At 70.7% G+C, this 25,054-nt stretch carries 24 protein-coding genes; 6 read left to right on the top strand and 18 right to left on the bottom strand.

All coding sequences use genetic code 11. The features are described from left to right. Positions 1-78: 78 nt before the first annotated feature. From VSH64_RS09870 to VSH64_RS09825, 10 genes are all read right to left on the bottom strand, one after another. Positions 79-1,437 (bottom strand): NAD(P)/FAD-dependent oxidoreductase, encoded by a 1,359-nt coding sequence (locus VSH64_RS09870; protein ID WP_326835216.1) that lies wholly within the window; start codon positions 1,435-1,437, stop codon positions 79-81. 118 nt (positions 1,438-1,555) lie between these two features. Further along, on the bottom strand, positions 1,556-2,245 hold the full coding sequence (locus VSH64_RS09865; protein WP_326835215.1) for a DNA glycosylase family protein: 690 nt from the start codon (positions 2,243-2,245) through the stop codon (positions 1,556-1,558). Positions 2,246-2,477: 232 nt separating this feature from the next. Continuing rightward, a complete protein-coding gene (locus tag VSH64_RS09860) occupies positions 2,478-2,627 on the bottom strand; it encodes a hypothetical protein (RefSeq protein WP_326835214.1) in 150 nt (49 codons plus the stop codon). A gap of 57 nt (positions 2,628-2,684) precedes the next feature. After that, positions 2,685-3,077 (bottom strand): MmcQ/YjbR family DNA-binding protein, encoded by a 393-nt coding sequence (locus VSH64_RS09855; RefSeq protein ID WP_326835213.1) that lies wholly within the window; start codon positions 3,075-3,077, stop codon positions 2,685-2,687. A gap of 143 nt (positions 3,078-3,220) precedes the next feature. Continuing rightward, positions 3,221-4,687 (bottom strand): aldehyde dehydrogenase family protein, encoded by a 1,467-nt coding sequence (locus tag VSH64_RS09850; protein ID WP_326835212.1) that lies wholly within the window; start codon positions 4,685-4,687, stop codon positions 3,221-3,223. Between the two features lie 28 nt (positions 4,688-4,715). Then, complete coding sequence (locus tag VSH64_RS09845; RefSeq protein ID WP_326835211.1) at positions 4,716-5,477, bottom strand: SDR family NAD(P)-dependent oxidoreductase; 762 nt, start codon at positions 5,475-5,477, stop codon at positions 4,716-4,718. Beyond that, positions 5,474-5,767 (bottom strand): acetone carboxylase subunit gamma, encoded by a 294-nt coding sequence (locus tag VSH64_RS09840; RefSeq protein ID WP_326835210.1) that lies wholly within the window; start codon positions 5,765-5,767, stop codon positions 5,474-5,476. The genes VSH64_RS09845 and VSH64_RS09840 overlap by 4 nt, the downstream gene beginning before the upstream one ends. Beyond that, on the bottom strand, positions 5,764-7,758 hold the full coding sequence (locus VSH64_RS09835) for a hydantoinase B/oxoprolinase family protein (protein WP_326835209.1): 1,995 nt from the start codon (positions 7,756-7,758) through the stop codon (positions 5,764-5,766). Before VSH64_RS09835 ends, VSH64_RS09840 begins: the two co-directional genes overlap by 4 nt. A gap of 14 nt (positions 7,759-7,772) precedes the next feature. Continuing rightward, complete coding sequence (locus tag VSH64_RS09830) at positions 7,773-9,872, bottom strand: hydantoinase/oxoprolinase family protein (RefSeq protein ID WP_326835208.1); 2,100 nt, start codon at positions 9,870-9,872, stop codon at positions 7,773-7,775. Positions 9,873-10,346: 474 nt separating this feature from the next. Then, on the bottom strand, positions 10,347-10,892 hold the full coding sequence (locus VSH64_RS09825; RefSeq protein ID WP_326835207.1) for a TetR/AcrR family transcriptional regulator: 546 nt from the start codon (positions 10,890-10,892) through the stop codon (positions 10,347-10,349). 297 nt (positions 10,893-11,189) lie between these two features. Between VSH64_RS09825 and VSH64_RS09820 the strand changes: the two genes are divergently transcribed. Then, a complete protein-coding gene (locus VSH64_RS09820; protein ID WP_326835206.1) occupies positions 11,190-12,134 on the top strand; it encodes an NADP-dependent oxidoreductase in 945 nt (314 codons plus the stop codon). Between the two features lie 294 nt (positions 12,135-12,428). On the opposite strand, the gene VSH64_RS09815 is transcribed toward VSH64_RS09820, so the two are convergent. From VSH64_RS09815 to VSH64_RS09790, 6 genes are all read right to left on the bottom strand, one after another. Further along, on the bottom strand, positions 12,429-15,227 hold the full coding sequence (locus tag VSH64_RS09815; RefSeq protein ID WP_326835205.1) for an AAA family ATPase: 2,799 nt from the start codon (positions 15,225-15,227) through the stop codon (positions 12,429-12,431). Between the two features lie 112 nt (positions 15,228-15,339). Next, positions 15,340-16,038 carry an FAD-binding oxidoreductase gene (locus VSH64_RS09810; RefSeq protein ID WP_326835204.1) on the bottom strand — a complete coding sequence of 233 codons (699 nt, stop codon included), beginning with the start codon at positions 16,036-16,038 and terminating at the stop codon, positions 15,340-15,342. Next, on the bottom strand, positions 16,038-16,646 hold the full coding sequence (locus VSH64_RS09805) for a sulfite oxidase-like oxidoreductase (protein ID WP_326835203.1): 609 nt from the start codon (positions 16,644-16,646) through the stop codon (positions 16,038-16,040). Before VSH64_RS09805 ends, VSH64_RS09810 begins: the two co-directional genes overlap by 1 nt. A gap of 46 nt (positions 16,647-16,692) precedes the next feature. After that, positions 16,693-17,127, bottom strand: a complete 435-nt coding sequence (locus VSH64_RS09800) for a DUF5709 domain-containing protein (protein WP_326835202.1) — start codon at positions 17,125-17,127, stop codon at positions 16,693-16,695. Positions 17,128-17,254: 127 nt separating this feature from the next. Beyond that, a complete protein-coding gene (locus VSH64_RS09795; protein ID WP_326835201.1) occupies positions 17,255-17,902 on the bottom strand; it encodes an RNA polymerase sigma factor in 648 nt (215 codons plus the stop codon). A gap of 404 nt (positions 17,903-18,306) precedes the next feature. Continuing rightward, positions 18,307-18,666 (bottom strand): hypothetical protein, encoded by a 360-nt coding sequence (locus tag VSH64_RS09790; RefSeq protein WP_326835200.1) that lies wholly within the window; start codon positions 18,664-18,666, stop codon positions 18,307-18,309. 334 nt (positions 18,667-19,000) lie between these two features. Between VSH64_RS09790 and qcrB the strand changes: the two genes are divergently transcribed. The 5 genes from qcrB (at position 19,001) to VSH64_RS09765 (ending at position 22,848) form a co-directional block, all read left to right on the top strand. Then, entirely contained in the window at positions 19,001-20,608 is a 1,608-nt protein-coding gene (gene qcrB, locus VSH64_RS09785; RefSeq protein WP_326835199.1) for a cytochrome bc1 complex cytochrome b subunit, read from the top strand. After that, a complete protein-coding gene (gene tal, locus VSH64_RS09780) occupies positions 20,605-21,702 on the top strand; it encodes a transaldolase (RefSeq protein ID WP_326835198.1) in 1,098 nt (365 codons plus the stop codon). The genes qcrB and tal overlap by 4 nt, the downstream gene beginning before the upstream one ends. 49 nt (positions 21,703-21,751) lie before the next feature. Continuing rightward, on the top strand, positions 21,752-22,081 hold the full coding sequence (locus VSH64_RS09775) for a hypothetical protein (RefSeq protein ID WP_326835197.1): 330 nt from the start codon (positions 21,752-21,754) through the stop codon (positions 22,079-22,081). A gap of 97 nt (positions 22,082-22,178) precedes the next feature. Next, positions 22,179-22,487 carry a DUF427 domain-containing protein gene (locus VSH64_RS09770; RefSeq protein ID WP_326835196.1) on the top strand — a complete coding sequence of 103 codons (309 nt, stop codon included), beginning with the start codon at positions 22,179-22,181 and terminating at the stop codon, positions 22,485-22,487. Positions 22,488-22,506: 19 nt separating this feature from the next. Continuing rightward, positions 22,507-22,848, top strand: a complete 342-nt coding sequence (locus tag VSH64_RS09765) for a WhiB family transcriptional regulator (protein WP_326837929.1) — start codon at positions 22,507-22,509, stop codon at positions 22,846-22,848. Between the two features lie 216 nt (positions 22,849-23,064). Here VSH64_RS09765 and VSH64_RS09760 read toward each other — a convergent pair whose 3' ends face one another. Continuing rightward, a complete protein-coding gene (locus VSH64_RS09760; protein WP_326835195.1) occupies positions 23,065-24,480 on the bottom strand; it encodes an FAD-binding oxidoreductase in 1,416 nt (471 codons plus the stop codon). Positions 24,481-24,548: 68 nt separating this feature from the next. Then, on the bottom strand, positions 24,549-25,028 hold the full coding sequence (locus VSH64_RS09755; protein ID WP_326835194.1) for a hypothetical protein: 480 nt from the start codon (positions 25,026-25,028) through the stop codon (positions 24,549-24,551). Positions 25,029-25,054: the final 26 nt, after the last annotated feature.

The raw sequence follows: 25,054 nt of genomic DNA, 5'->3' as shown, positions 1-25,054 counted from the left end.
GGTCTTGGTCGGCTCGTCCGTTCGCCGGACCGGGGCGGCCGGGCCGCGTCGGGCGAGCCGCGTTGGACCGAAAGCTGCTCAACGAGGCGAAGTTCGGTCCGGAGACACCCCGTTCGGCGGCACCGCGGGCTCCCCGCCCTCGACGAAGGCGTCGCGAGGGTGCTGCACCGACGCCAGCGAGAGGATGTCGCGGCCGAACATCGCGGCGGTCACCCAGATCGCGAACACCCGCGCCTTGCGTTCCCAGCTGGGCACGGCCAGCACGTGGTACCCCCGGTGCATCAGCCAGGCGAGCGGGCCTTTGATCACGAACCGCCGGTACTGGAAGATGCCGTGACCGAGGCCGAGTTCCGCGATGGAGCCGAGGCTGTGGTGCCGGTAGTTCTTCGGTTTCCCGCCGCGCAGGGTCGCGACGATGTTGCGGGCGAGCAGTTTGCCCTGCCGCACGGCGTTCTGGGCATTGGGCACCGTGTGGGTGCCGGGGATCGGCGCGGTGAGGTCCTCGATCGCGGCGTCGTCGCCGGCGGCCCACGCGTCGGGCACCGGGTCGGCGGCGGTCCCGACCCGCAGGTCCGGCCGGGCCACGAGGAAACCGCGGTTGTCCACGGGCAGGTCGGTGTGCTTGTCCACCACCGGGTTCGCCGCGTTGCCGGCCGTCCACACGATGAGCTCGGAATCGAACTCCTCGCCGGTGGAGAGCACCACGTGCCCCTCGGTCATCGACCTGATCTGCGTGTCCAGGTGCACCTGCGCACCGCGGTCCTGCAGGAATCGCACGACCCAACGGCCGGGCGCGTCGCTGACCTCGGGCAGGATCCGGTTCGACGCCTCCACCAGGTGGAACCGGAGCTCGTCGCGATGCAGTTCGGGATAGCGCTTCAGCAGGGCGTGCGCCAGCGACAGCAGCTCGGCGAAGCCCTCGACACCGGAGAACCCGCCGCCGACGAACGTGGCGGTGAGCAGCTTCTGCCGCTGCGGGCCCGGCGGCAGCATGGCCGCTCGGTCGAACGACGTCAGCAGCCGGTCGCGGATCGCGACGGCTTCCTCCACGTGCTTGAGGCCGATGGCCTGCTCGGCGATGCCCGGCACCGGGAACTTGCGGGTGACCGCGCCGGCGGTGACCACGATCAGGTCGTAGCCCTCGTCGACCGGGTCACCGTCGGCGCGCCGGATCGTCACCGTCCGGTGCTCGTGGTCGATCGCGTCGACCATCCCGGTGATGACGCGCGTCCGGTGAAGGTGGCGGCGCAGCGACACCGCGGCGTGCCGCGCCTCGATCGACCCGGCCACCACTTCGGGCAGGAACGGCTGATACGTCATGTACGGGCGCGGGTCGACCACCGTGACCTCGGCCTCGCCGCGGCGCAGCTTCTTTTCGAGCTTCCACGCGGCGTAGAAGCCCGCGTACCCGCCGCCGACGATCAAGATCTTGCGCATGAGGCCCTCTGTTTCTCAGGTGTGCGGCCGAAGGTGCCCCGGTCGGACCCGCTGCCGGTCCGGAATCGAGCACGCGGTCGCTTCTGCCCGATCCTCTGCGCCGGGCCGGGCCGGGTTCTTACCGCTGACCTCGGAGCTTCCCGCCGCCCGGTGGCGGGCCCGCCTGCGCCACCTCCCACAGCAGCGCCGCGGCATAGGTGCGAAACGGCGCCCACTGCCGCCCGAACCCTTCGCCGGCGCTGCCGCCCGCCCAGATCCGCCGGATCACCGGGGCGAGCACCGGGTCGTCGACCGGCAGCACGTCGGGCCGGTGCAGGCGACGGATCAGGAACAGATCCGCCATCTCCCGAGGAATCCCGTACCGCGCGAGGATCTCCCGGACCTGGTGGTCGTTGCGCCCGGCGAGCAGGTCGAGATCGAGGTCACCGGCCAGCTGCGCCCGCGCCAGCCGCACGAGCCGATCGGCGTCCGCGCACGGCACCCCCAGCGCGGTCAGCCGGCCGGCGCCGAGCTCGGCGACCACCGCGGGCGAGGGGTGGCCACCCGACGCACGGCAGATCTGGGCGTACACCGGGGAAACCGACGGCGCGCGGAACTGCCGCGCGCCGCAGTAGCGGACCAGCGCGGAGAAATGGTCGCCGAGCCCGGCTTCCTCCCGGCGGCTGAACGGCTCCGGCCGGCCGAACCGGTGAACGAGGCGGCACAGGACCGGGTCGCGCTCCACCAGGTGGCCGTAGGCGAGTTCCGCCTCCGTGACGCCGGTTCCGACCAACACGGGCAGGTCCCGAGCGTGCAGACCGAGTTTCATCGGACGGCCCCCCTGTTCACTTTCCGTCGGCAGCCGACGGGCGTGGCCGTTGATCCCCGCCTCGGCGTGCCGAGCTCCGCGGTCCAGTAAGCCGCGCGAGCACGCAGAACGGACCCGTACCCTCCCCCGGCCGCGCAGAACCCGTAAGTCTTGCGGGGCAGGAAAAACCACCACCGCGTCCACATCGGACTCCGGCGCGGCGGCCGCGAATCCGGCGCCCCCGCACCGCCGGCTAGCTCCGCACGGTGTCCAGAATCTCCAGCCACGCCCGGATGAACATTTCGAACCCCTGGTCTTCATCGGGGCCGGTCGTGGTCTCCTCCCCCGGGCCGCCGCAGCCGCCGCCGGCGGCCGCTTCCCGGCCGGTGAACCTGTCGGTCATAGCTCCCCCGTGCCGCGAGTCGATGCCCCGTGGTCCCCGGGACTTGACGACGGCAACTCAGACGCGGCGGCCGTAGGTCTGGGGATCCACGGGCTGCTCGGCCTTGGGCAGTCCGCCGACCACGAGACGGTAGGAATCGAGCACGAGCTCCTTCACCAGCTTCGCGCCGATGGTGCCCCCGCCTTCCACGGTGATCCAGTGCTTCTTGTTCATGTGGTAGCCGGGTGTGATGTCCGCGTGCTGCTCACGCAGCGCCACGGCGTGGTCCGGATCGGCCTTCAGGATCACCACGGGGTGCCCCGGCAGCTCGGTCGTGAGCAGGAAGACCTTGCCGCGCACCTTGTAGAGGTCCCAGTCGGGGCTCGACTGGTGCTCGAGGGCGGCGCCGGGCAGTGCCACACTGCAGTCGCCCGCGATCTTCTGCAGCTTCTCGCCGTCCACCGTGACCATCTCCTCCGTCGCTTCGGCTTCGCCCGCCAGGTACACAGCTGCCGCGACCGGGGAGGTTCTTACCGCGGAGGCCCCACAACGGCCCGAGCCGGAGGCGGGAAGCTGCGCCCACCTCCGGCTCGGGTGCCGGTCCGTTCTCCGCGTCACTCCAGCACGACGGTGACCGCCTTGGTCTGGGTGTAGGACAGCAACTCGTCCACCGACTCTTCCCGGCCGACCCCGGATGCCTTGACACCACCGAACGGGAGGCCCCAGTAGTGCCGGGAGCTTCCGTTGATCCACACGTAACCGGCCTCCAGCTCACCGGCGAGGCGATGGGCACGGGTGACATCGCTGGTGAAGATCCCCGCGGTCAGGCCGTATTCGCTACTGTTGGCGATCGCGACGGCCTCGGCCTCGTCGCGAAAGGTCAGCACCGTCAGGACCGGGCCGAAGATTTCGGCCACCGCGGCGGGGTTGTCGGGCGAAACGCCGGCCAGCACCGTCGGCGAGACGTACCAGCCATCCGGCCCGACGGTGTCGGGGCGACCGCCGCCGGCGAGCGCCTTGCCCCCGGCGGCGGTCGCCGCGGCGATGGCGTCGAGCGATTTGTCGTACTGGGTGCAGGAGATCACGGGACCCATCTGCGTGTCCGCGTCCAGCGGGTGGCCGACGCGAATCGAGCGGACCCGGTCGACGACCGCTTCGACCACCTGATCGGCCACTGATTCGTGAAGCAGCAGCCGGCTGGTCGAGCCGCACGACTGGCCGGCGGTGGCCGTGTAGTTCATCCCGAACACCGCGCTCTCCACCGCCCGGTCGAGATCGCCGTCGGGCAGCACGACCAGGGCGTTCTTGCCACCGAGTTCGAGGCTCACGTACTTGACGCCGGCCTCCGCGGCCGAGCGCTGGATCATCCGGCCGGTGTCGGGCGCGCCGATGAACCCGATGCGCCGGATGAGCGGGTGCGCGACGAGCGCGGCGCCGCTCACCGCTCCCCGGCCGCTGACGACCGCGCACAGGTCGGGGCCGAAGACCTCCGCCGCCAGCTCCGCCATCCTCAATGCGGACAACGGGGTCTGATCAGGTGCTTTCAGCACGACCGCGTTGCCCGCGACCAGCGGCGCCGCGACCTTGGAGGCGGCGAAGAACAGCGGGTGGTTGAACGGCACGATCCGGGCGACGACGCCGTAGGGCTCCTGAAGGCTGTAGTGCAGGTTGCCCGACAACGGGTACGTGGATCCGCCGAGCTGCAGAGCGTGGTCGGCCATGATGTCCACGATCGTCGCCGCGGCGCCGACGTCGGCCCGCATCACGGGCAGCGGGAAGCCCGCGTCGATCGTGTCGATCGTCGCCAGCTCTTCCTCGTGCGCACGCAGGAGCTCGGCGAAGGCGCGAACCTTCGCCGCGCGAGCACGCACGGGCAGCTTCGCCCAGTCGCGCTGCGCGTCGGCCGCCGCGAGGACGATCTCGTCGACCTCCTCGGCCGAGCAGTCGGGCGCGTCCGTCAGGCGACGGCCGGTGGTCGGGTCTTCGATCTGGTACCGGTTCCGCGTCGGCATCGGGCGGCCGTGCAGCTGCACCTCCCACGACCGGTCGACGACGGCGGAGAGCTGATCGTGCGGGCTCATGCGGCGAGTCCTTTTCTGGTGGGAGAGATCATCGGTGGAGCAACCCGCCGCTCACGGACAGGACCTGTCCGGTCATGAACCGGCTGTCGTCCGAGAGCAGGAACGCGACCACGCCGACCATGTCCTCGGGCCCGGCGTCCCGGTGGAGGGCCTGCGCGGCGTGCATCGCCTCCTTCTGCGCGGCCGAGACGGTGCCGCGAGGGATCTCGGTGTACGTCGGCCCGGGCGAGATCGCGTTCACGCGGATCCCGTCGCCGCCCAGCTCGCGCGACATCGAGTACGTCATTCCCGTGACTCCGGCCTTGCTCGCGGTGTAGTGCAGGTACCCGGCCCGGCCCAGCCACACCGCGTCGGAAGAGACGTTGACGATGCTCGCGTCGCCGCCCTCGCGCAGGGCCGGAAGCAGCGCGCTGGTCAGGAGGAACGGCCCGCGGAGGTTCACGGCCATGAGGCGGTCCCACTCCTCGATCGGGATCTCCCAGAACGGGCGCATCACGATCGTGGAGAAGATCGCCGCATTGTTCACCAACCCGTGCAAGCTGCCGAACTCGCCGCTGACGAACCCGGCGAAGTCCGAACACGAGGCCGGGTCGGCGACGTCCAGGTGGTGGAAGCAGGCCTTGCCGCCGGCGTCGGTGATCTCGGCGGCGACGCTTTCCCCGGACTCGGTGTTGATGTCGGCGACCACGACGGTTCCGCCGTCGGCCGCGATCCGTTGCGCGTACGCCCGGCCCAGGCCCTGTCCGCCCCCGGTGACGACGACCGTGCGGCCGGCCAGTCGCGCGGTCACGCGTCCACCGCCAGCGAACGGTGCCGGGACGACGGTTCGTCACCCGGCACGATCTCGGCCTGGAGCTGGGTCAGGCAGGTCGGGCAGAAGGTCCGCCGGAAGACCACCGGACGGTCGGTGAACCGGCTCGCGTTCTCCCGGACCGACGGTCCGGCGGTGTCCGGTGCCGTTTCCCGGACGCGGGCGTCGCGCAGTGGCTGGGCCGCGTCGCCGAGGACGTGCCCGCAATGCCGGCAGACCACCCGCCCGTCCGGCAGCTGTTCGAGATTGTCGTCGATGAAGAGGGTCACGCGGGGGCCTCCGTGCGGTCGTCGTCGAGTCCGGCGCGGCTGCGCCGGAGTGCGCTGCGGCGGATCCGGGTGCCTTCGTCGTCCACGATGCCGTCCGGTCCGAGGACCACGCCGTAGACGTCGGCGGCACCGGTCGGCGAGACCTTGTGCGCGAGGACGTCGGCCGAGACCGCGGACGGCTCGCGCAACAGCGGATCCCCGTAGCCACCGCCGCCTTGCCAGTGCGTGAAGTACACGTCCGCCTCGCCCAGCTCCGTCTCGTGGTGCGTCGGCAGCACATCGGCGGTACCGCCGAGTTCCTCGAGCGACGCCGGGATGCGGCCCCCGGCGAGGTCGGCGCGCACGGTGGTCGACCGCAGCAGCACGTCGTGCTGGGTGCCGGCGGGCAGCCCGCCGGAGAGCCCACCGGCCAGGGGCAGCGCCTTGCCGGGCGCGGACACGACGAGGTGCACGCCGCCGAGCGGGCTGTCATACGGGATGAAGCAACTCGAGGCACCGACGCCACCCCGGTACCGGCCCGGACCGCCGGAGTCCGCCTCCTCGCGGCGCCACAGGTAGAGCATCGGAAAGCTGAACTCGTTCATCTCGACATCGGCCACGCGCCCCATGGGGATGCAGGCGAGACCACCGGTGTCGACGCCGTCGGAGTGGGTCCGGGCGCCGAGGCCGCCGGCCATCGAATCGCAGAGCATGGTCACGAAGCCGCCGCCGCGCTGGTCGACCCCGGCGAGCAGGGCGAAGTCCCAGGTGCCGCAGCAGACGCTCATCAGCCGCTCACGGTGGCGCGGATGAGCGTCGAGCAGGCCGGCGAGGCATTCGGTGACCACGTTGGTCGTGGCCCACGCGGAGGCGACCGAGGCTTTGCCGATTCCAGCCGGGAAGGTGCAGTTGTTGATCGTGCCGGGTTCGCTCACGATGTCCAGGCACCGGTAGAGGCCGCCGGGCGCCCACGGGATGTCGCCGCACAGCGTGGTGAGCAGCACCGGCATGATGCCGCCGCGCAGACCCGCGTACGTGCAGTTGATCAGGCCGTCGACCTGGGGATCGGTACCGGTGAAGTCGAACGTGAGCCGGTCGCCGGTCTTGGTGAGGGTGCACACGATCTTGTAGATGCCGCGGTCGCCGGATCGAGCGGAGTCCTGGTGCGCCACGGAGGTCCACGAACCGTCGGGAAGTTCGGACAGTTTCGTCCGCAGTCGCGTCTCGGCGTCGTTCAGCACGCGGCGCATCACGGCTTTGACCGTGGCGGCACCGTACTTCTCGCACAACGTCCGCAGGCGTTCGTGCGCCACGTTGTTGGCGCCGATCTTGGCCCGCAGGTCGAGCGCGACCAGTTTGGGAACGCGCGAGCGCCGCAGGTACACGTCTTCGATGTCGCTGCGGATCTCGCCGGCTTCGACGATCTTGACCGGCGGGGTCGGCACCGACTCCCAGAACACGTCGGTCGCGCCGACCGACCAGCTGCCGGGTGAGACGCCGCCGAGGTCGACCTGGTGCGCGACCGCGCCGGTCCAGGCGAAGAGCTCGCCGTCGATGAACAGCGGGGCGAACAGGCTGACATCGTTCTGGTGGAGGCCGCCGCCGACCCAGGGATCGTTGCACAGGAACATGTCCCCCGGCCGGATGCCGGGGCGCGCGGCCCGGTGGCGCAGCGTCCAGTTCGCGGCCATGTCGAGCGACGCGGCGAGTTCGGTGTTGTAGAGACCGACCTGCACCACGTCGCCGACCTCGTCCATGATGGCGGCGTCGAAGTCGTTGCAGTCGGTCACCACGACCGAGCCGGACATGCGCTTGAGCGCTTCGCCCATCTCCTCGGTGATCGAGGTGAGCCGGTGCCGGACCACCTCGTAGGTCAACGGGTCGAGACTGTCCACAACGGACTGGTCGACGTCGTGCAGGCGCACGGAATCGCCCACGATCCGCCGGGTTTCCTCGGGCGAAGCGGGAAGGTTCGCGAACTGCTCGGAACCGGAAACGGGAATGACGGGCATCGACGCGGGTCCTCTCACGCTCGGGTGTAGCTGATGACGAGGTTGCCGAGCCGGTCGACGAGGCCGGTGCAGCCTTCGGGCAGGGCGACGGTCGTGGTGGGCGCCTCGACCACGGCCGGGCCCTTGAGCTCGTGGCCGGCCGCGAGGTCTCGGTAGTCGAAGATGTCGGCGGTCTGCCAGCCGCGTCGCGCGTCCAGGAAGACCCGGCGGGAGCCGGCCGGGACCGGCGCTCCGGTGGCGGCGCCGATCTCCCCCACCCGAGGACGGATCGGCAGCTCGCCCACGGCCTGGGTGCGGTAGGTGATCAGCTGCAAACCGGCTTCGGCGAACCCCGATCCCTTGCCGTAGAGGCGTTCGTAGAGGTCGCCGAACGCGACGGAGAGGTCGTCGAGCCCGGCACCGTCGACGGCGCCCGCCGGCACCGGTGTCGCCACCTCGGCCAGCTGCATCGTGTACCGGAGATCGGCTTCGTTGCGGTAGGTCACGTTGCCGAACTTCAGCTTCTGCGCGCTCAGCCGGTGGTCCAGCTCCGCGCGAAGGTGCGAGAAGGCCCGGTTGAACTCGTCGGCGGGCGTCGGGAAGTTGCTCGGCGAAGACAGCTCCGCGGTCAGCACGATGTCCGAAGCCGCGAGGCCGTAGGCGGAGAACACCGCGGCCGTGGGACCGAGCGGCACCACCACCTCGGCCACGTCGAGGTCGGCCGCGTAGCTCGCGCAGTGCATGGGGCCCGCGCCGCCGAAGGCGTAGAGCGCGAAGTCGCGCGGGTCCTGGCCGGAGGTGACCACGACCTTGCGGACGAGGTCGGCCGTCTGCGCGTTCTGGATGGCGTAGATCGCGGCCGCTGCCTCGTCCACGGACAGGCCGAGCGGTTCGGCGATGTGCGTCCGCACCGCCTCGGCCGCGAGCTCCTTCGACAGTTTCTTGCGGCCACCGAGGAAGTTGTCCGGGTTGATGATGCCGAGCAGAAGGTCGACGTCGCTGACCGTCGGCTCGGTGCCCCCTTCGCCGTAGCAGGCCGGGCCCGGCCGCGCACCGGCGCTGCGCGGGCCGACCCGCAGGTTGCGGCCCGCGTCCACCCACGCGATGGCGCCGCCACCCGCACCGATGGTGTGGACGTCGACCATCGGCACGTTGAGCTGGTACTGGTTGAGCACGGTGCTCGTGGTGGCCACCGGTTCGCCGTCGACCACGAGGCCGGCGAGGAAGGTCGTGCCACCCATGTCGGTGGAGATCACGTTGCGGTGGCCCAGGGTCTCGGCCAGGCGGGTGCAGCCCACCACGCCGCCGGTGAGCACGGAGCCGATGGTGGTGATGGCCCGCGACGGCGCGTCACCGGAGTCGACGCACCCGCCCGAGCCCTGCATCACCAGCAGCGAACCGCCGAAGCCCCGAGCGCGCAGTTCAGTCTCAAGTGGACGCAGGTAGTCCCGGAGCCGGGGACCTACCTGGGTATTCATGATCGTGGTGGCGCTGCGCGCGTACTCGCGGATGCGCGGGCTCACGTCGCAGGAAAGCGCCACGTACAGCCCGGGAGCTTCCTCGGCGATCAGTTCACCCACCCGCCGCTCGTGCGCGCCGTTGCGGAAGCTCCACAACAGGGACACCGCGATCGCTTCGGCGCCGGCCGCGACGAGCTCGCGGATCGCGACCCGGGTGCCCGCCTCGTCGAGCGGCACGACCTCGTGTCCCTTGTGGTCGATGCGCTCGTCGATCTCGCGGATGAGCTGTGGCGGCACGAGCGGCTTCGGTTTGTTCGTGAGCACCATGTCCTGGACCTCGTCCGAGCCGAGCCCGGCGTAGCGCCCTTCCAGGTTCATGATGGCGATCGAGTCCGCGTGCCCGCGCGTCGTGAGGAATCCGACGGTGGCGACGTCGCCCGTGACCAACGCGTTCAAGGTCGACGTCGTGCCGTGGACGATGTAGTGCGTATCGGCGAGCAGCGCGGCGGTGTCGACCTCGAGCGCTCCGGCCAGTTCGTCCAGCACCGTGAGAAATCCGCGGGAGAAATCCGGTGGGGTCGACGGGGTCTTGGTCGCGGCGACTCGTCCCGATTCGTCCGCTGCGAAGGCGTCCGTGAACGTCCCTCCGATGTCGATGCCGATCACGTACGCCACGGAGCGCTCCCTCTACTCAACGTTGACTAGGGCCCACATCTGGGTGGCTACACGGTAGCTATCGTCGCCTCTGCTGTCCAGTAATCATCTCTGCTAGACAGAGTTTTACGGGGCGTAGCGCGCACTGCACTTGCCGATGGGCGGTCACGTTGGTGATTGACATCGATGACACGCACGCGAGCAGCCGGTGCGACCGAATCTTCGAGTGGGATACGCGTCCGCGAAACACGAAGTGGTGAATTGCGCGCACGGATGTGGTTCAGTCAGCCAAAATGTGGCAGCTCGGGCCTTCACAACGGGAGAAACGCAGCCTCGACCAGGTCGCGCTGGGACCGCGCGCCGAGGTTGCGCGATTCATCGCGCGCAGTGCGGCCCAGCGGCGACGGCGCCGGGTCGATACACCTTCGCCGTCGCATCCGCCTGGTGGCTTCTACAGAGTCAATGTCTTCACAGCAGAGCTACGTGAGCCGGCTGTCAGGTCGCGTGGAAGCGAACCTGGCCGAGCGCCATGTCGAGCGAAGCGCGCAACTGATCGGTGTCCTGAGTGGTGTGCGCCAGCAGGTAGCCACCTTGCAGGGCGGCGATGACGCCGACGGCGAGGGCCTCCGGCGCCACCTCGGAGTCGAGCTCGCCGGCGGCCTGGATGCGGGACAGGGCGGCGGCGAGAAGTCCTTGCCACCGGGAAAACGCGGTGGCGAGGGCGAGCCGGCCGCGGTCGTGGCGGCGGGCGAGGTGGTAGATGAGCGAGCCGAGCGGCCAACCGCCTTGCGCGGCGCACGAATCGAGCAGGCGCGACTGCCACTGGTCGAGGTCCGTGAGACGTTCGACCGCGTCGAGGCTGGGGCGCTGGGCCAGCAGGACGACCTCGAGCTGAGCCTCCACGATCGCCTCCACGATGCCGGCGGAGTCGGGGAACAGCCGGTCGAGCTCGGCCTGGGTCACGTGAGCGGCGGCATGGACCCGCGCCATGGTGAGCGAGGTGACGCCTTCGCGCAGCAGGAGGGTGGTCGCTGCTGCCACGACGCGCGCACGAGGCCCCGGTTCGGAAGGATCGCGACGCGGGCGGGGCCTGTCATACCAGTCGGCCGTCATGGTGGCAACAGTAGCCGCACAGGGTCCGGCCGGGGACCTCCCCCTGAGCAACGAGGGTCCATATGGTCCACTTCTTATCCGCTGAGGGCAACCCGAAGGTTGCGCACTCAACCTCAGCCACACCGACCGGGCCGGGGTGCCGAGTCCGGCCGGGCCCGCCATGCTGGACCGTGCCGTCCACATCGCGTGAACGTGACGACCACCCACACAGAGAAGAGGTTCGGGATGAAGGCCATTGTGGTGACGGACGAGGCCGCGGGACGGGCCGGGATGACGCTGACCGAACGGCCCGACCCCGACGTGGCGGTGCTCGCCGACCTCGCCGGGGCGAACTACGGCGACGTGGTCGTCGAGGTGCACGCTTCGGGCTTCACCTGGGATGAGCTGTCGTGGCCCTCCACCTGGGTCGATCGCCGCGGCCGGGACCGGACGCCGTCGATCCCCGGGCACGAGGTGGCCGGTGTGGTCACCGCGCTCAGCTACGGCGCGGCGGGATTGTCCGTGGGCCAACGGGTGTTCGGCCTCACGGACTGGACTCGCGACGGCACGCTGGCGGAGTACGCGGTCGTCGAAGCGCGCAACCTGGCGCCGCTGCCGGGCGACGTCGACTTCACCACCGGCGCGGGCCTCGTGATGGCGGGCCTCACCGCGTGGCAGGGCTTGTTCGTGCACGGCCGGCTCGAGGCGGGACAACGGATCCTCGTCCACGGCGCGGCCGGAGCGGTCGGGTCCATGGCGACGCAGCTCGCGCGCGAGGCCGGCGCGTACGTGGTGGGCACCGGGCGCGGGGCCGACCGCGCCACCGCCCACGACTTCGGGGTGCAGGAGTTCGTCGACCTGGAGAACGACGCCCTGGAGGACGTCGGCGGTGTCGACGTGGTGTTCGACGTCTTCGGCGGCGACCTCGGGTCCCGGGCCGCGCGCCTGGTCCGCGCCGGCGGGACGCTGGTGACGATCGCCGGCCCGCCGGAGGTCCGGCCCGCCGCCGGCCTCGCGATCGACTTCGTCGTCGAGCCCGACCGCGCCCAGCTGGGCGAAATCGTGCAGCGGGTGCGCGACGGCCGGGTGCGGCCCAACATCGGCACCGTCGCGAGCCTCGACGACGCCGTGGCCGCCTTCAACCCGACCACGCGGAAAAAGGGCAAAACGATCATCCGCGTTCGCCCGTAGCGACCCGCGGACAACCCGGTTCCGCCCCTCCTGCCGGCACCATCAGTGCGGTCGGCAGCGAGGGGCTTCCGGAACTCGTGCCGTCGACGCCGGTGAACCCACCAGCATCCACCCACCGGCGGGCGATTCGTCAGCCGCGGCACACATCGCCTGCTGACCACGATCGCGGCGCAGCCCCTTCGATCCAAGCGCCTGATCGAAGGGGCCACAGGAAAACCTCAAAGAATCAAGAGCGAAGCCCTACCAGCACTCCACAGGACCGCGCACAGTGCGGCTCAAGAGATCCGCCGATCCTCACCACGAACCCTGGTACGCCCCACTACCTGCGAGCGAGCCGCTCAGCGCGGCCTTCAGCTTCCGTCTCGAGGCGATCCCCAGCTTCCCGAAGATCTTGCCCATGTGACACTCCACCGTGCGTGCGCTGAGGAACAGCTGCGCCGCGATCTCGGAGTTGGTGCACCCTTCGACCGCTAGCCGCGCGATGGTGACTTCCCGGCCGCTCAGCTGTTCCGCCGGCGACTCCGCGCGCGCTTCCACGATCACGCCGGCGGCGACGAGTTCACGGCGCGCGCGTTCGGCGAACCCGTCGGCACGCACGCGCCGGAAGGTCGCCAGCGCCCGCCTCAGCTGGTCAGCCGCTTCGTCCCGTCGGCGTTCCCGGTGCAGCCATTCGCCGTAGAGCAGCTGAGCCCGCGCCCGCAGCACGGCGACTTTGCCGCGCTCGAGGTGCTCGATGGCGGCGCGGTAGAGCCGGTCGGCTTCCTCGCCCTTGGCCAGCAAAGCCCGCGAGCGGGCCGCCACCCCGAGCGCCATCTCCGTACCGGTCGCTTCGGCCCGCGCCACGAGGTCCTCCATGGCCTCGGTGGCGATGCTGGTCTCGCCGCAGCGAGCGGCCGCCTCCACGCGCTCGAGCAACCCGTAGCCGTACATGCCGATGTCGTCGTACTCGACCGCCCGATCGGTGGCGGCCAGCGCCTCGCGGTACTGCCCGAGGCTGTTGTGCAGCACGGCCGCGGCGTACTGCACGATCGGGATCACCCGGCCTTCGCCCCGGGCGTTGGCGCTCTGCAGGCTGGCCTTCACCAGCCGGAGCGCGTGCTCCTCCTGGCCGCGGTAGGCCGCGAGCACGGGCTCGATGTAGCGCGGCGGCGGAGCCCCGGTGGCCTGCGTGATGGCATCGGATTCTTCGAGCAGCGCGGCCGCTTCGTCGAACCGCCCGGCGTGCACGCACACGCCGGCGCGGTAGGCGAGCGCGACCGGAAGCAACCGCAACACGCCCTGCTCGCGCAGGATCTGCACCTGCCGGGCCGCGAGGTCGTCCCACGACTGCTGGTCCCACAGGTCCAGCGCGACGCGGCCGACGAGCCCGTGCCAGCGCACTCCCGCTGCGCCCGCGGCGTCGTCGTCGAGGAACTGCCGCACGGCGCGCCTCAGCAACGGTGCCGCAGCCGCGTAGCCGTCGGTGAACCGCTGCACCAGACCGTCGAGCAGCAGGTCGACGGCGCGCGGCGGAGCCGGCGCGGGTGGGGCCGACCGCGCGGCGCGGGCCATGCCGGCCGGGGTGTCCTGAGCGCCGGTGAGCCGACCGGCGAACACCGACGCCACCATCGTCTCGAGATAGGTTTCGCGCGAGAGCAACGGGTCGAGGTCTTTCAGGTGCTCCGCCGCGGACAGCAGCAACGCGGGCGCGTCGCGGCCGCGGTTGAGGGAGAAGGCGATCTGTGCGCGAAGCAGCTCGACCTGCGCCTGCCGCATGAGGTCCGGTGGCGCCGCCTGCACGTACGCGAGCAGCGTGAGCGCTTCGTTCGGCGCCCCGGCGTTGAGCTTCGTGCGCGCGGCCGCCAGAGCGCGGCGCGCCCGCTCGGCGGAATCCGGAGTCAGCTCGGTGGCCTGCTCCAGGAACGCCGCCGCCGCGGCCATGCCCCCACGGGCTCGGGCCCGTTCCGCCATCCGTTCCAGCTCGCCGGCCACCGTCTCGTCGGGAACGGTCGTCGCCTGCCCGCGGTGCCACGCGCGGTGTTCGCCGTCCCCTCGCGCATCGATCGCGTCGGCCAGCGCCTGGTGCACCCGCCGGCGGTCGGTGCGCCCGCCCGCCCCGTAGACCGCGGACCGGATCAGCGGGTGGCGGAACCGGACCCGGTGGCCGAGGCTGATCAGCCCGGCCCGTTCCGCCGGTTCCGCCGCCGATTCCGGCACGCCCAGGAGATCCGCGGCCCGCCACAGCACGTCCGGCTCCCCCACCGGGTCGGCCGCGGCGATGAGCAACAGCAGCCGGGTGTCCGCCGGCAGTGCGGACAGCCGGGCGGCGAAGCTGCGTTCGATGCGGCGCGACATCGGCCGCTCGTCGCCGACCGAGCCGAAACCGCCGGCGAACGCGGGCACGTTCGCCGAGCGCGGCAGTTCCCGCAGCGCCAGCGGGTTGCCCCGCGCCTCCGCGAGGATGCGCTCGCGCACCCGCTCGTCCATCGGACCGGGTACCGTCGCGGCCAGCAGTGCCCGGGCCTCCCGGTCGCCGAGCCCGGTGAGCGCCAGCCCGGGCAGCCGCTCCAGGCCCGCCAGATCCGGGTTCTGGTGTCCCTCGCGGACGGCGAAGATCATCGCCACCGGATCGACCCGCAGCCGGCGGGCGACGATCGACAGCGCCCCGATCGAGGCGCTGTCGAGCCACTGCGCGTCGTCGACCACACACACCAGCGGCTGCTCGGCCGCGGCCTCGGCCAACAACGTCAACACCGCCAGGCCCACCACGAACAGGTCCGGCGGGTTCCCCAGCGCCAGGCCGAACGCGGTGGCCAGTGCCGTGCGTTGCGGAGCCGGCAGGCGATCCAGCCGGCTCAGGTGCGGGGCACACACCTGGTGCAGTCCGGAGAAGGCGAACTGCGCCTCCGACTCGGCGCCGGCGACGTGGACGACCTGCAGATCGCCGGCCACGGCCACCGCGTGATCGAGCAACGTGGTCTTGCCGACCCCCGCCTCACCACAGACCACGAGCACGGCGCTGCGTCCCCGCCGAACCTCGCCGAGCGCCTCGCCCACCGCCTCGAGCTCGCGACGCCGGCCGAACAGCGCCGGAGCCGGATCGTCGCCGCTCACCGCAACTCCCCCACGTCCGCTTCCCGTCAGCATTCCGGTGTGGTCACACACTCCGGTGGATCTCGGTGCGCAGCCGCACCTCGTCGACGATCGCCACCCCCGGCCCTTCGGCTCAGTTGGTCGGACCCCACCTGCTGACGCGGATCCGGTGCACGTCGACCCCGGCCTCGAGAAGCCGCTGGGTGGCGCCGTCGCAAAAGCCCGCCGAGCCGCACACGTAGACCACGCGGTCGGCATCGACCAGCGGACGAAGGTCCTCGGCCGTGAGCCGCCCCACGGGTCGCGAGCTGCCCGCGGGCGCTTCGCGGCTGTAGACGACCGTGGTCTCCGGACCCGTGATCTCGTCCGCGTAGTACAGATCGGCCGGCGAGCGCACGGACACGACGAGCCGCATCAAGTCGGGGTCGTTCGCGCTTCGCGCGAGCCGCAGCATCGACATGAGCGGAACCACACCCGAGCCCCCGGCGACGCCCAGGATCGGCGTGGCACCGTCCCACGAGAAGAACCGGCCGACCGGACCGCGGACCTCCAGCTCGTCCCCGACCTCGACGACGTTGTGCAGGAAGCCCGACACCTCGCCGTCGGGCAGCATCTCGACCGTGATCTCGATGTCGTCCCCACCGGGCGAGCTCGCCACGGAGTAGTCGCGCTGGGCGTGGTAGCCGTCCGGCGCGGTCAGCCGGACGACGTAGAACTGCCCGGGCCGGTGCGTCCGCGGTTCGGTGAGCCGCAGCCGGAAGGTCTTCGCGTGCGAAGCCTCCGGACCGATGGCGGACACGACGGCGGTCTGCCAGGACGAAGCGGCGGCCATCAGTCCCCCTGGTAGCGCTGCTCGAGCCACGGGTCACCGTGGTCGTGGTAGCCGTTGCGCTCCCAGAAGCCCTGCTCGTCCTCGGCCATGAACTTCAGGCCGGACACCCACTTGGCGCTCTTCCAGAAGTACAGGTGCGGCACGAGGAGCCGGGCCGGGCCACCGTGGATGTCGTCCAGGGGCGCGCCGTTGACGTCCCACACGACCCAGGCCCGGCCGTCGACCACGTCCTCGATCGGCAGGTTGGTGGTGTAGCCGGTGTGCGAGCGCGCCATCACGTAGGCCGCGTCGTCGCGCACCCCGGTGATCTCGAGCAGCGTGTCGATCGAGACGCCGTCGAAGGCCATCCCGAACTTCGACCACGTCGTGACGCAGTGGATGGCGCCCTCGTACCGGTCCGGTTCGAGCGCGTGGATCTCGTCCCAGGTCCAGCTCGTCGGATTGTCCACGAGTCCGTCGATCGTGAACGTCCACTTCGCGGTGTCGATCGACGGAGTCGCCTCCGCGTGCAGCACCGGCCACTCGTCACCCGCGTCGTACTGACCGGGTGGCAACCGCGGGTCCCGGCCGGACCGCTGACGCCCGACGAAGCCTCTCGTCGCTACCATTTCTGTCCACCTTTCTCGTATGTTCCGCGCCGGACGGTTCCGGCGCTCATTCCGGGACGATGTGGATGGCCGCTTCCTCGGCCGAAGCCGCGGCGCCGTCCACACCCACGTCCGAGGCGAAGAGGTACGGGTACACCTCGTCGGCGTCCGGGTCTTCGACCAGCCGGCCCGCGCGCACCTCCCCGACCTGGTCGTCGTACAGCTCCCCGTCCGTGTCGGACGCGTCCCCGAGCCCATCACCCCGGTCGTCGACGGGGAAGACGTCCGGAACTTCCCGGCGCAACCGCTTGCCGAGCTCCTCGTGGCCGGCGGCTTCCCGGGCCGTGAGCCCGTAGTCGAAGACCGCCGACGGCCGCTCCGGCGGCGTGTAGCCCTCGTCCAGCACATCCGACACACCGCGGTCCACGAGGCTGTCCTCGGGATCCAGCAGTCCGTCGTCGAGATCGACGCCACCGTCGTACTCGTCCGTGTCGTCGCTCATGGAGTTCTCCTCTCCGCTCGGCCGCGCCGGTCACGCGCGACCCTTCCTAATGATGGACTTTATAGTCCATAATGTCGCAATGGCGCACCGGCCCGGAGGGCGACCCGACCGCGCGCGACCACGGTGGTCAGGTGATGAAGTCGTTGTCCACGAGGTACGCGCGGATGTTGCGCCGGGCGTCGAACATCGCCTTGTAGATGGCGTTGCGATTGGTCCCCAGTTTCGCGGCGAGGGCGTCCATCGGGATGTTGTCGATGGCCACGGCGACGAAGACGCGGCGTTGGCGTTCGGTCAGCGCGTTCTCGATGGCATGGGTGAGGGCGGCGCGCAGTTCGATGGCCTGCACCTGGTGGGGCGGTTCGTCGCCAACGGCGGCGCGGGCGTGGTGGGCCTCGTCGTGATCGAGGGAAACGCGGTGGTCGCGCCAGAAGTGCCGGCCGACCTTCGTCGAAACCTCGAGGATCACGAACTTGAAGGCCCACGTCTTGAACTGCGCGTCGCCGCGGAACTCGCCGATCTTGCGGGTGATCCGCATGAGGGCGTCGGCCGCGGCCTGGTGGGCCAGGTCTTCGAGCTCGGGGCCGGTGAGCCTCAGGATCGGCGACCTGCGCGCCGTCTCCCGCCGGGCGATCTTGATGAGCATCGCGTGCAGCCGGCGACAGGCGTCTTCGAAGTCCGGGCTGCCCGGACTCAGCTCCCGGACCCAGACCGCGGACGCGGGGTCGAAACTCCGTCCGTCGACCAGGACCCTCTCGTCCACCTCCGACGTGGTCACGCGAACCGGGGTTTCAGTCCGGTGTCAGCGGTGGAGGCCACCCGGAAACGGGACACGACCGGCGTCATGCCGCCCCACCCCCTCTCCCCTGGACATCGTCAGCATCTGGAATCCCTCTGCCATGCCGTCACTCCTGTTTGCCCGGCAGCGCTGGAACCGGCTCGCACACAACGCGGGGAGAGCCGGCACACCGAGACCTGACCTCGGCGTTCGAACGGCTTGCGCCACCGTCGGGCCGGGCAGCGCCTTGAGCTTTCGGGCAGCTCGCGTTCTGCGACGCGGCAAGGGCCACACCACCTGCGAGCTGTCGGAACCGTCGCTACCTTCATAGCAAAACAGGACCATTAAGTCCAGAAGGACTCGGGTCAGGTGTCGAACGTCCATAAAGAACTGCGCGTTGGGCCTCACGCCGTCCGGAGTGACGACGGGCTATCGGTGTCCCAGCGGTGCGGGACGTCGCGGGCCCGCCGCCGGGCCTCGCGCTTCGTGAGGATGCCGCCGGCGGCGAGCGCGCGGACCACCGACGAACGGCCGGCGTTGAGCCGCAACCGGTACCGGGATCCCGCGGTGCGAGCCGTGTCGAGCTTCCCCCGAAGGAGTTGCGTCGCTGCCGTGCCGAGCCCGGTGCAGCCGGTCAGGTCGACGGTCACGGTGCCGCTGCACAACGCGGTGGCGACGTCGAGCTCGGCACCCAACTCTTCCACTGCCGACCGCTCGATCAGGCCGCCGGTCACGAAGAGGGTGATCGAGCCGTCGGCGACCACGGTCCTCAGGAGCTCCTTGGGGTGGTGAACGGCGATCGCGCTCCCGGTCGTCAGTGACGGCGGTTCCAGGACCATTCCGTCCGGAACGCGGTGCTGGCTTGCGGACAAGAGGCCCCTCCCCGGTGCGTGATCCCCTGTTGGCGGCGGGACGTCACCGCACCCTTACCGCTGCGCGGGGACCACGTCCGGTCGAATGCGCCCCCGGACGAGACCGCCCGCCCGAGCCCGGGGAGCCGGCCGTGAAACCGGTTCGGCACAACGCGCGTCGGGGCAGCCACTCTTTTGGGCCCACCCGCGGGGGTAAGACGGAGCCGATCGCTGCCTCGAACACTGCATGAGCTCACTGACCACGCCGACCATGGGCACGGGCGTGCTCGCGAAGCGTCTCGGCGAGGCCGCCGACAACGCAGATCAGCGGTACAAGCTCGCCCGGGGTCTGCGGCACCAGATGAACAAGGTGTTCCCGACCCATTGGTCCTACCTGATCGGCGAGGTCTCGCTGTACAGCTTCCTCGTCGTGATCGCGACGGGCGTGTACCTGACCTTGTTCTTCGATCCCTCGATGCAGGAAGTGACCTACCACGGGAGCTTCACGAACCTGCAGGGCGTCGAGATGTCGCAGGCCTTCAAGACGACCCTGGACCTCTCGTTCGACGTGCGCGGCGGCCTCTTCGTGCGCCAGCTGCACCACTGGGGCGCGCTGGTCTTCATCGCCGCGACGCTCCTGCACATGCTGCGGATCTTCTTCACCGGCGCGTTCCGCAAGCCGCGTGAGGCCAACTGGGTCATCGGCGTGCTCCTGCTGGTGATCAGCATGTTCGAGGGGTTCTTCGGCTACTCGCTGCCGGACGACCTGCTTTCGGGCACGGGCGTGCGCGCGACCCTGTCGGGCATCGTGCTGTCGGTGCCCGTGATCGGCACCTGGATCCACTGGGCGCTGTTCGGCGGCGAGTTCCCGGGCGACCAGATCATCCCGCGCCTGTACACGCTGCACATCCTCCTGCTGCCCGGAATCCTGTTCGCCCTGATCGGCGTGCACCTGGTGCTGGTGTGGTTCCAGAAGCACACGCAGTTCCCCGGCGTGCGGGCGAAGGAGGACAACGTCGTCGGCATCCGGATCGTGCCCGAGTTCGCGCTGCACGGCGGTTCGCTCGCCGTGGCCGTCACGGGTGTGCTCGCGCTGATGGCGGGTCTGTTCCAGATCAACCCGGTGTGGAACTTCGGCCCGTACAACCCGTCGATGGTGTCGGCCGGCTCCCAGCCGGACTGGTACATGGCCTGGGCCGACGGCATGCTGCGCATCTGGCCGGCCTGGGAGCTCTACCTCGGCGACTACACGGTCCCCGCGGTGTTCTTCTCCGGCGCGATGGGCATGGGGCTGCTGATCACCCTGCTCACCGTGTACCCCTGGATCGAGTCGAAGCTGACGAAGGACAAGGTGCAGCACCACAACCTGCTGCAGCGGCCGCGCGACGCACCGGTGCGCACTTCGCTGGGCATGATGGCGCTCGGGTTCTTCGCGGTCATCGAGCTGTCGGGCTTCAACGACATCATCTCCGACCAGTTCCACATCTCCCTGAACGCGAGCACGTGGGCCGGCCGCATCGGCGTGCTGATCGTGCCGCCGATCGCCTACTACGTGACTTACCGCATCTGCCTGGGCCTGCAGCGGGCCGACCGCGAGGTGCTGGAACACGGGGTGGAGACCGGCATCATCAAGCGCCTGCCGACCGGCGGGTTCATCGAGATCCACCAGCCGCTGGCCGGCACGGACAGCCACGGCCACCCCGTCCCGCTCGACTACCAGGGGGCGCCGGTGCCGAAGAAGATGAACAAGCTCGGCGCCGCGGGCCGGGCCGTTCCGGGCTCGCTCTGGACGCCGGACCCGCCGGAGGAGACCGCGGCCCTCGATCGAGCCGTGGAGCAGGAGAACTCGCGATGACTTCGGACAACGGCCGGCTTCGAGCCCTCACCGAGGCCGGCGTCTCGATCTGGCTCGACGAGCTCTCCCGCGACCTCCTGGAGACCGGCGAATTCGACCGCCTGGTGCGCTGCAGCTCAGTCGTCGGCGTGACCACGAACCCGACGATCTTCGCCAACGCCCTCGCTCGCAGCACCCGCTACGCCCCGCAGCTCGCGCAGCTGGCCGCGAACGGCATCGACGTGGCGGAGTCCGTGCGGGCACTCACGATCTGGGACGTCCAGCGGGCGGCGGACGTGCTCCGTCCGGTCTGGGAGAAGACCGACGGCGTCGACGGCCGCGTGTCGCTCGAGGTGAGTCCCGAGCTCGCCGGCGACACCGACGCGACCGTCGCGGACGCGATCCAGCTGTGGGAGCTCGTGGACCGGCCCAACCTCATGGTGAAGATCCCCGCCACGCCGGCGGGCGTCCGAGCGGTCTCCGGCGCGCTGGCGGCCGGCGTCAACGTGAACGTGACGCTGGTCTTCTCACCGCGGCGGTGTGCGGAGGTCGGCGAGGCGTACCTCGACGGGCTGGAGCGCGCGCGGGACAACGGCCACGACCTCGCGGCGCTCCACTCGGTCTCTTCGCTGTTCGTGTCCCGAGTGGACACCGAGGTGGACCGCCGGCTCGACGTCCTGGGCGTCCAGGAGATGCGCGGCCGGGCCGGCCTGGCCAACGCGCGCCTCGCTCACCAAGCCCTGGCGGCCGTGTGGGACTCCCCTCGGTGGCGAAGCCTCGCGGCCGACGGAGCCCGTCCCCAGCGGTTGCTGTGGGCGTCCACGGGGGTCAAGGATCCGTCCTTTCCCGACACCCGGTACGTGACCGGCCTCGTCACGCGCGCGACCGTGTCCACCATGCCGCCCGCGACGCTCGCGGCGTTCGCCGATCACGGCGAGGTCACCGGGGACCAAGTCGTGGGCCTCGCCGAGGAGGCGGCAGCCGACCTCGCCGCCACCACCGCCGCGGGGATCGATCTCGACGACGTGTACGACACGCTGGAACGCGAAGGCGTCGCCAAGTTCGCGGCCAGCTGGCGAGCGCTGCACGCGTCGGCGGCCGCGCTCCTCGGCTGAGAGAACCCCGATCCTCGCACCCACCCACGCTGGTCCCGAAGGGAAACTCATGCCTCGAACACTGGAGTCGCTCAGCCCGGCCGACGGCGAGCAGGTGGCCAAGAAGAACCTGGTGGCCGCCCTCACCTCCGGGCGGATCGTGTACGACGACGGCGCCGAACAGGTCTTCGACCACGATGGCGCGACCACCTACACCGATCGCGGCCACCCGACCCGCGGCGAGTGGTACATCGACACCGACGGCCGGTTCGCGTCGTTCTGGCCGCCCACCTATCGCGCCTCGTACGACCTTCGCTGGGTCGTCGAGGCCGGCTCGATCGTCGGCCTCAGCTTCACCCACTGCGGAGACGGTTCACAGTTCACCGGGCGCTACGCCTGACCGCACGGACCGGCGCCGTCCACCCGCGCCGCCGCGGGCGTGTCCCGGCGGCGCGGGGAGAGTTCACTTCGTTCTTCGACCACGAAAGGTGTGCACCATGGCGAAAGCCGTCATCGGGGGAACCGTCATCGCCGAGGCCGATCGGACCACCCTGATCTCCCTCGAAGGAAACCTCTACTTCCCGCCGGCAGCGATCCGGCCGGGAAGCCTCCAGCAGAGCTCGACCCAGTACACCTGCCCCTGGAAGGGCGCGGCCCGCTACTACGACGTCGTCACCGACGGAGCGCAGACCCACGACGCCGCCTGGTGCTACCCCCACCCGCACCAGTCCGCGATCACCCGCGTGGGCACTGACTTCTCCGGCTACGTGGCGTTCGACCCACGAGAGGCGGACATCGTTGACTGACCCCACCCTCGCCAGAGCCCTGCTCCGAAACGCCCCGACGCACCCGGACAACTTCACCGAATGGGAGGCCGCCGCGGCCTGCCGGTCGGAGGATCCCGAGTTGTTCTTCCCGCTCCCCCAAGCCACGCCGCAGATCCGGCACGCCAAGGCCGTCTGCGCGACCTGCCCGGTCCGGTTGGACTGCTTGTACCTCGCCCTCGGCCACGGACTCGACCACGGCATCTTCGGCGGCTTCACCGAAGAGGAACGCCGCAGCCTCGTCCGGCGGTCTTCCGCCGTCACGGCGAACAAGTACCTGGCTGCGCGAGCCACGTCCTCGTGCGTCGCCGGCCGGCCTCGGCGACCGCCCCGTCGTCGCTGATCTCGCGTCGAGGAGACCCGGGGCGGCGGCGCCGCAGCGCAGGACCGGGTGCCCCTCAGTGGGCGGCAGAGCAGAGGACGCACTCTCGCGGACTACCTCGTCGACGGTGGTGGCCTGCGGGCGATCGACCACCACGATCGCCAGGGCGCCGCGGGAGGCCCGGCACTCGGACGTGGGCCGTCGTGCTTACGCGGTGCGGGCCGCTTCGAAGTCCGCTCAGCCGACGGGGATGTTGTGGTTCACCCGGAACACGTTCTCCGGATCACAAGCCTTCTTGATCTCGGCCAAGCGCGCATAGCGCTGCGCCCCGAACACCCGCTCTACCTCCGCCGGCCCGGTCGCTTCCTCCGCCGACAGGAAGTTGGTCATCCTGCGCTCGGCGGACCACGGGGCCAGCGCGGCCATCACCGCGTCGAGACTGTCGCGCATCAGGTCGGCCTGCTCGGGCCCGCCCACCCCGAAGCCGAACGCGACGAACGGCACGCCCCGCGTGGACACGGAGTTGGCGACGGCCGGCTCCCGGTCGAACGCGCCCGCCAGGTGGCGGATCTCGACGTTGGCCAGCGGTGAGCCGGACTCCGGGCCGACGACCGCGACGAACGCGTCCGCGGCTTCCGCCGGGAACTCGCGCAGCGACGTTGTCCGGTCCCAGTACGGCATCGGGGCTTCGGGGTCGTTGTGGATGCGCCGGGAGTCGGTGTGCGGAAGCTCCGCCACCGCGTCGACGATGGTGGGGGCGACGGCGCGCATCGGGGCGAGCAGGCGCTCGGCCTCCTGCTCGGATCCGAGGTGGGCGTAGCGGAGGTGGACCACGTTCGCCCCGCGCAGCGGCGCCGGCAGCTCGGGCAGCGGAGGCAGCCGTTGCACCGCGATCGAGGAGGTCGCTTCCTCCGGCAGGCCGACGACCCAGGCCCGCCAGGCGTGCAGGACCTCGGCCAGGTGCGCGCCCGCGAAGTACAGGGAACCACCGTAGAAGCGGCGGACGGGGAAGAGCTCGAACTCCAGCGCGGTGACCACCCCGAAGTTGCCCTTGCAGCCGCGCAGAGCCCAGAACAGGTCGGGATCACTGTCCGCGGTCACCGTGCGCAGCTGCCCGTCGGCCGTCACCACGTCGATGCGGTGCACGTGGTCGGCCGCGTAGCCCAGGCTCCGGCCGAGGATCGGGCTCTGCCCTCCCCCGAGGGTGTAGCCGGTCACCCCCACGTCGGGCGCGGAGCCGCTGAGCGGGGCCAGGCCGTGCCGGGCCGCCTCGTCGATGACCTCCTGCCAGATCACGCCGGCTTCGACCCGGACCCGGCGGCCCGGCGCGTCGAGGGAGATCCCCTTCATCCGGTGCGTGGTCGCGAGGACGGCGCCCCGAGCCGACGACACCATCTGGTGGCCCGAGTTCTTGACCGCGACCGGTAGTCCCCGGGACGCGGCGAACCGCACGGCCTCCCGGACGTCTTCCGCGTTCGCGGCACCGACGACCACCGCCGGTCGCAGCGCGGACAAGAGGTTGTAGTGCCGGCATTCGTCCTCGTAGCCGGGCTGCCCCGGAACCAGGACCGGACCGGAGACCAGTCCACAGAGGACGTCCACGTCGCCCTCCCCCACAGCGGGCAGCGGAGAATTCGACAGGGGCTCGGACATGGAATCCTCACTCGGAGATCAAACGCAGGGCTGAACACGGAAACGGTGCGCACTCGGCGACCGCGGGGTTACTCCGTGATCCGGCCGATCGCCAGAATCGCGGTGCGGCGGCGAAACGCGAGCCCGGCCAGCAGGACGGTGGCCGCGGCGGCAACCAGGTGCAGCGTCACGAAGGCTTCGAAGAACCGCGCCAGCACGGGTGCGCCCGACCGAAGGGCGACGTGGATGTTTCCCGGCCCACCGAGCACGAAATGCCAGAGCACACCCACCACGAACGCGCCGGCGGCGGAGCCGATCACGATCACCGCTCCGTCCCGCGCCGCGACCCGGAAGTGGCGCACGGTCCCGATCGTGGTGCCGATGACGCCGAACACCACGAGGAGCAACGACTCCAGCAGCGGCGCGCCTCGGGCGAGCAGGCCCAGCAGGACGAAGCTCACGAGCACGAGCACCGATTGCGCGACGGCCACCGTGGCCATGGCCCGGTCGACCCTCGCGACCAGTCGGGGCAGGCGAAGCACCGCTTTGCCGTTGATTGCGTCAGTCACAGTTTCCTCCTCCACCGGCGCGTTTC

Origin of the sequence: Amycolatopsis rhabdoformis, assembly GCF_035918295.1 — a bacterium.
Lineage (GTDB): Bacteria > Actinomycetota > Actinomycetes > Mycobacteriales > Pseudonocardiaceae > Amycolatopsis > Amycolatopsis rhabdoformis.
This window is presented reverse-complemented; position numbering and strand designations above follow the sequence as displayed.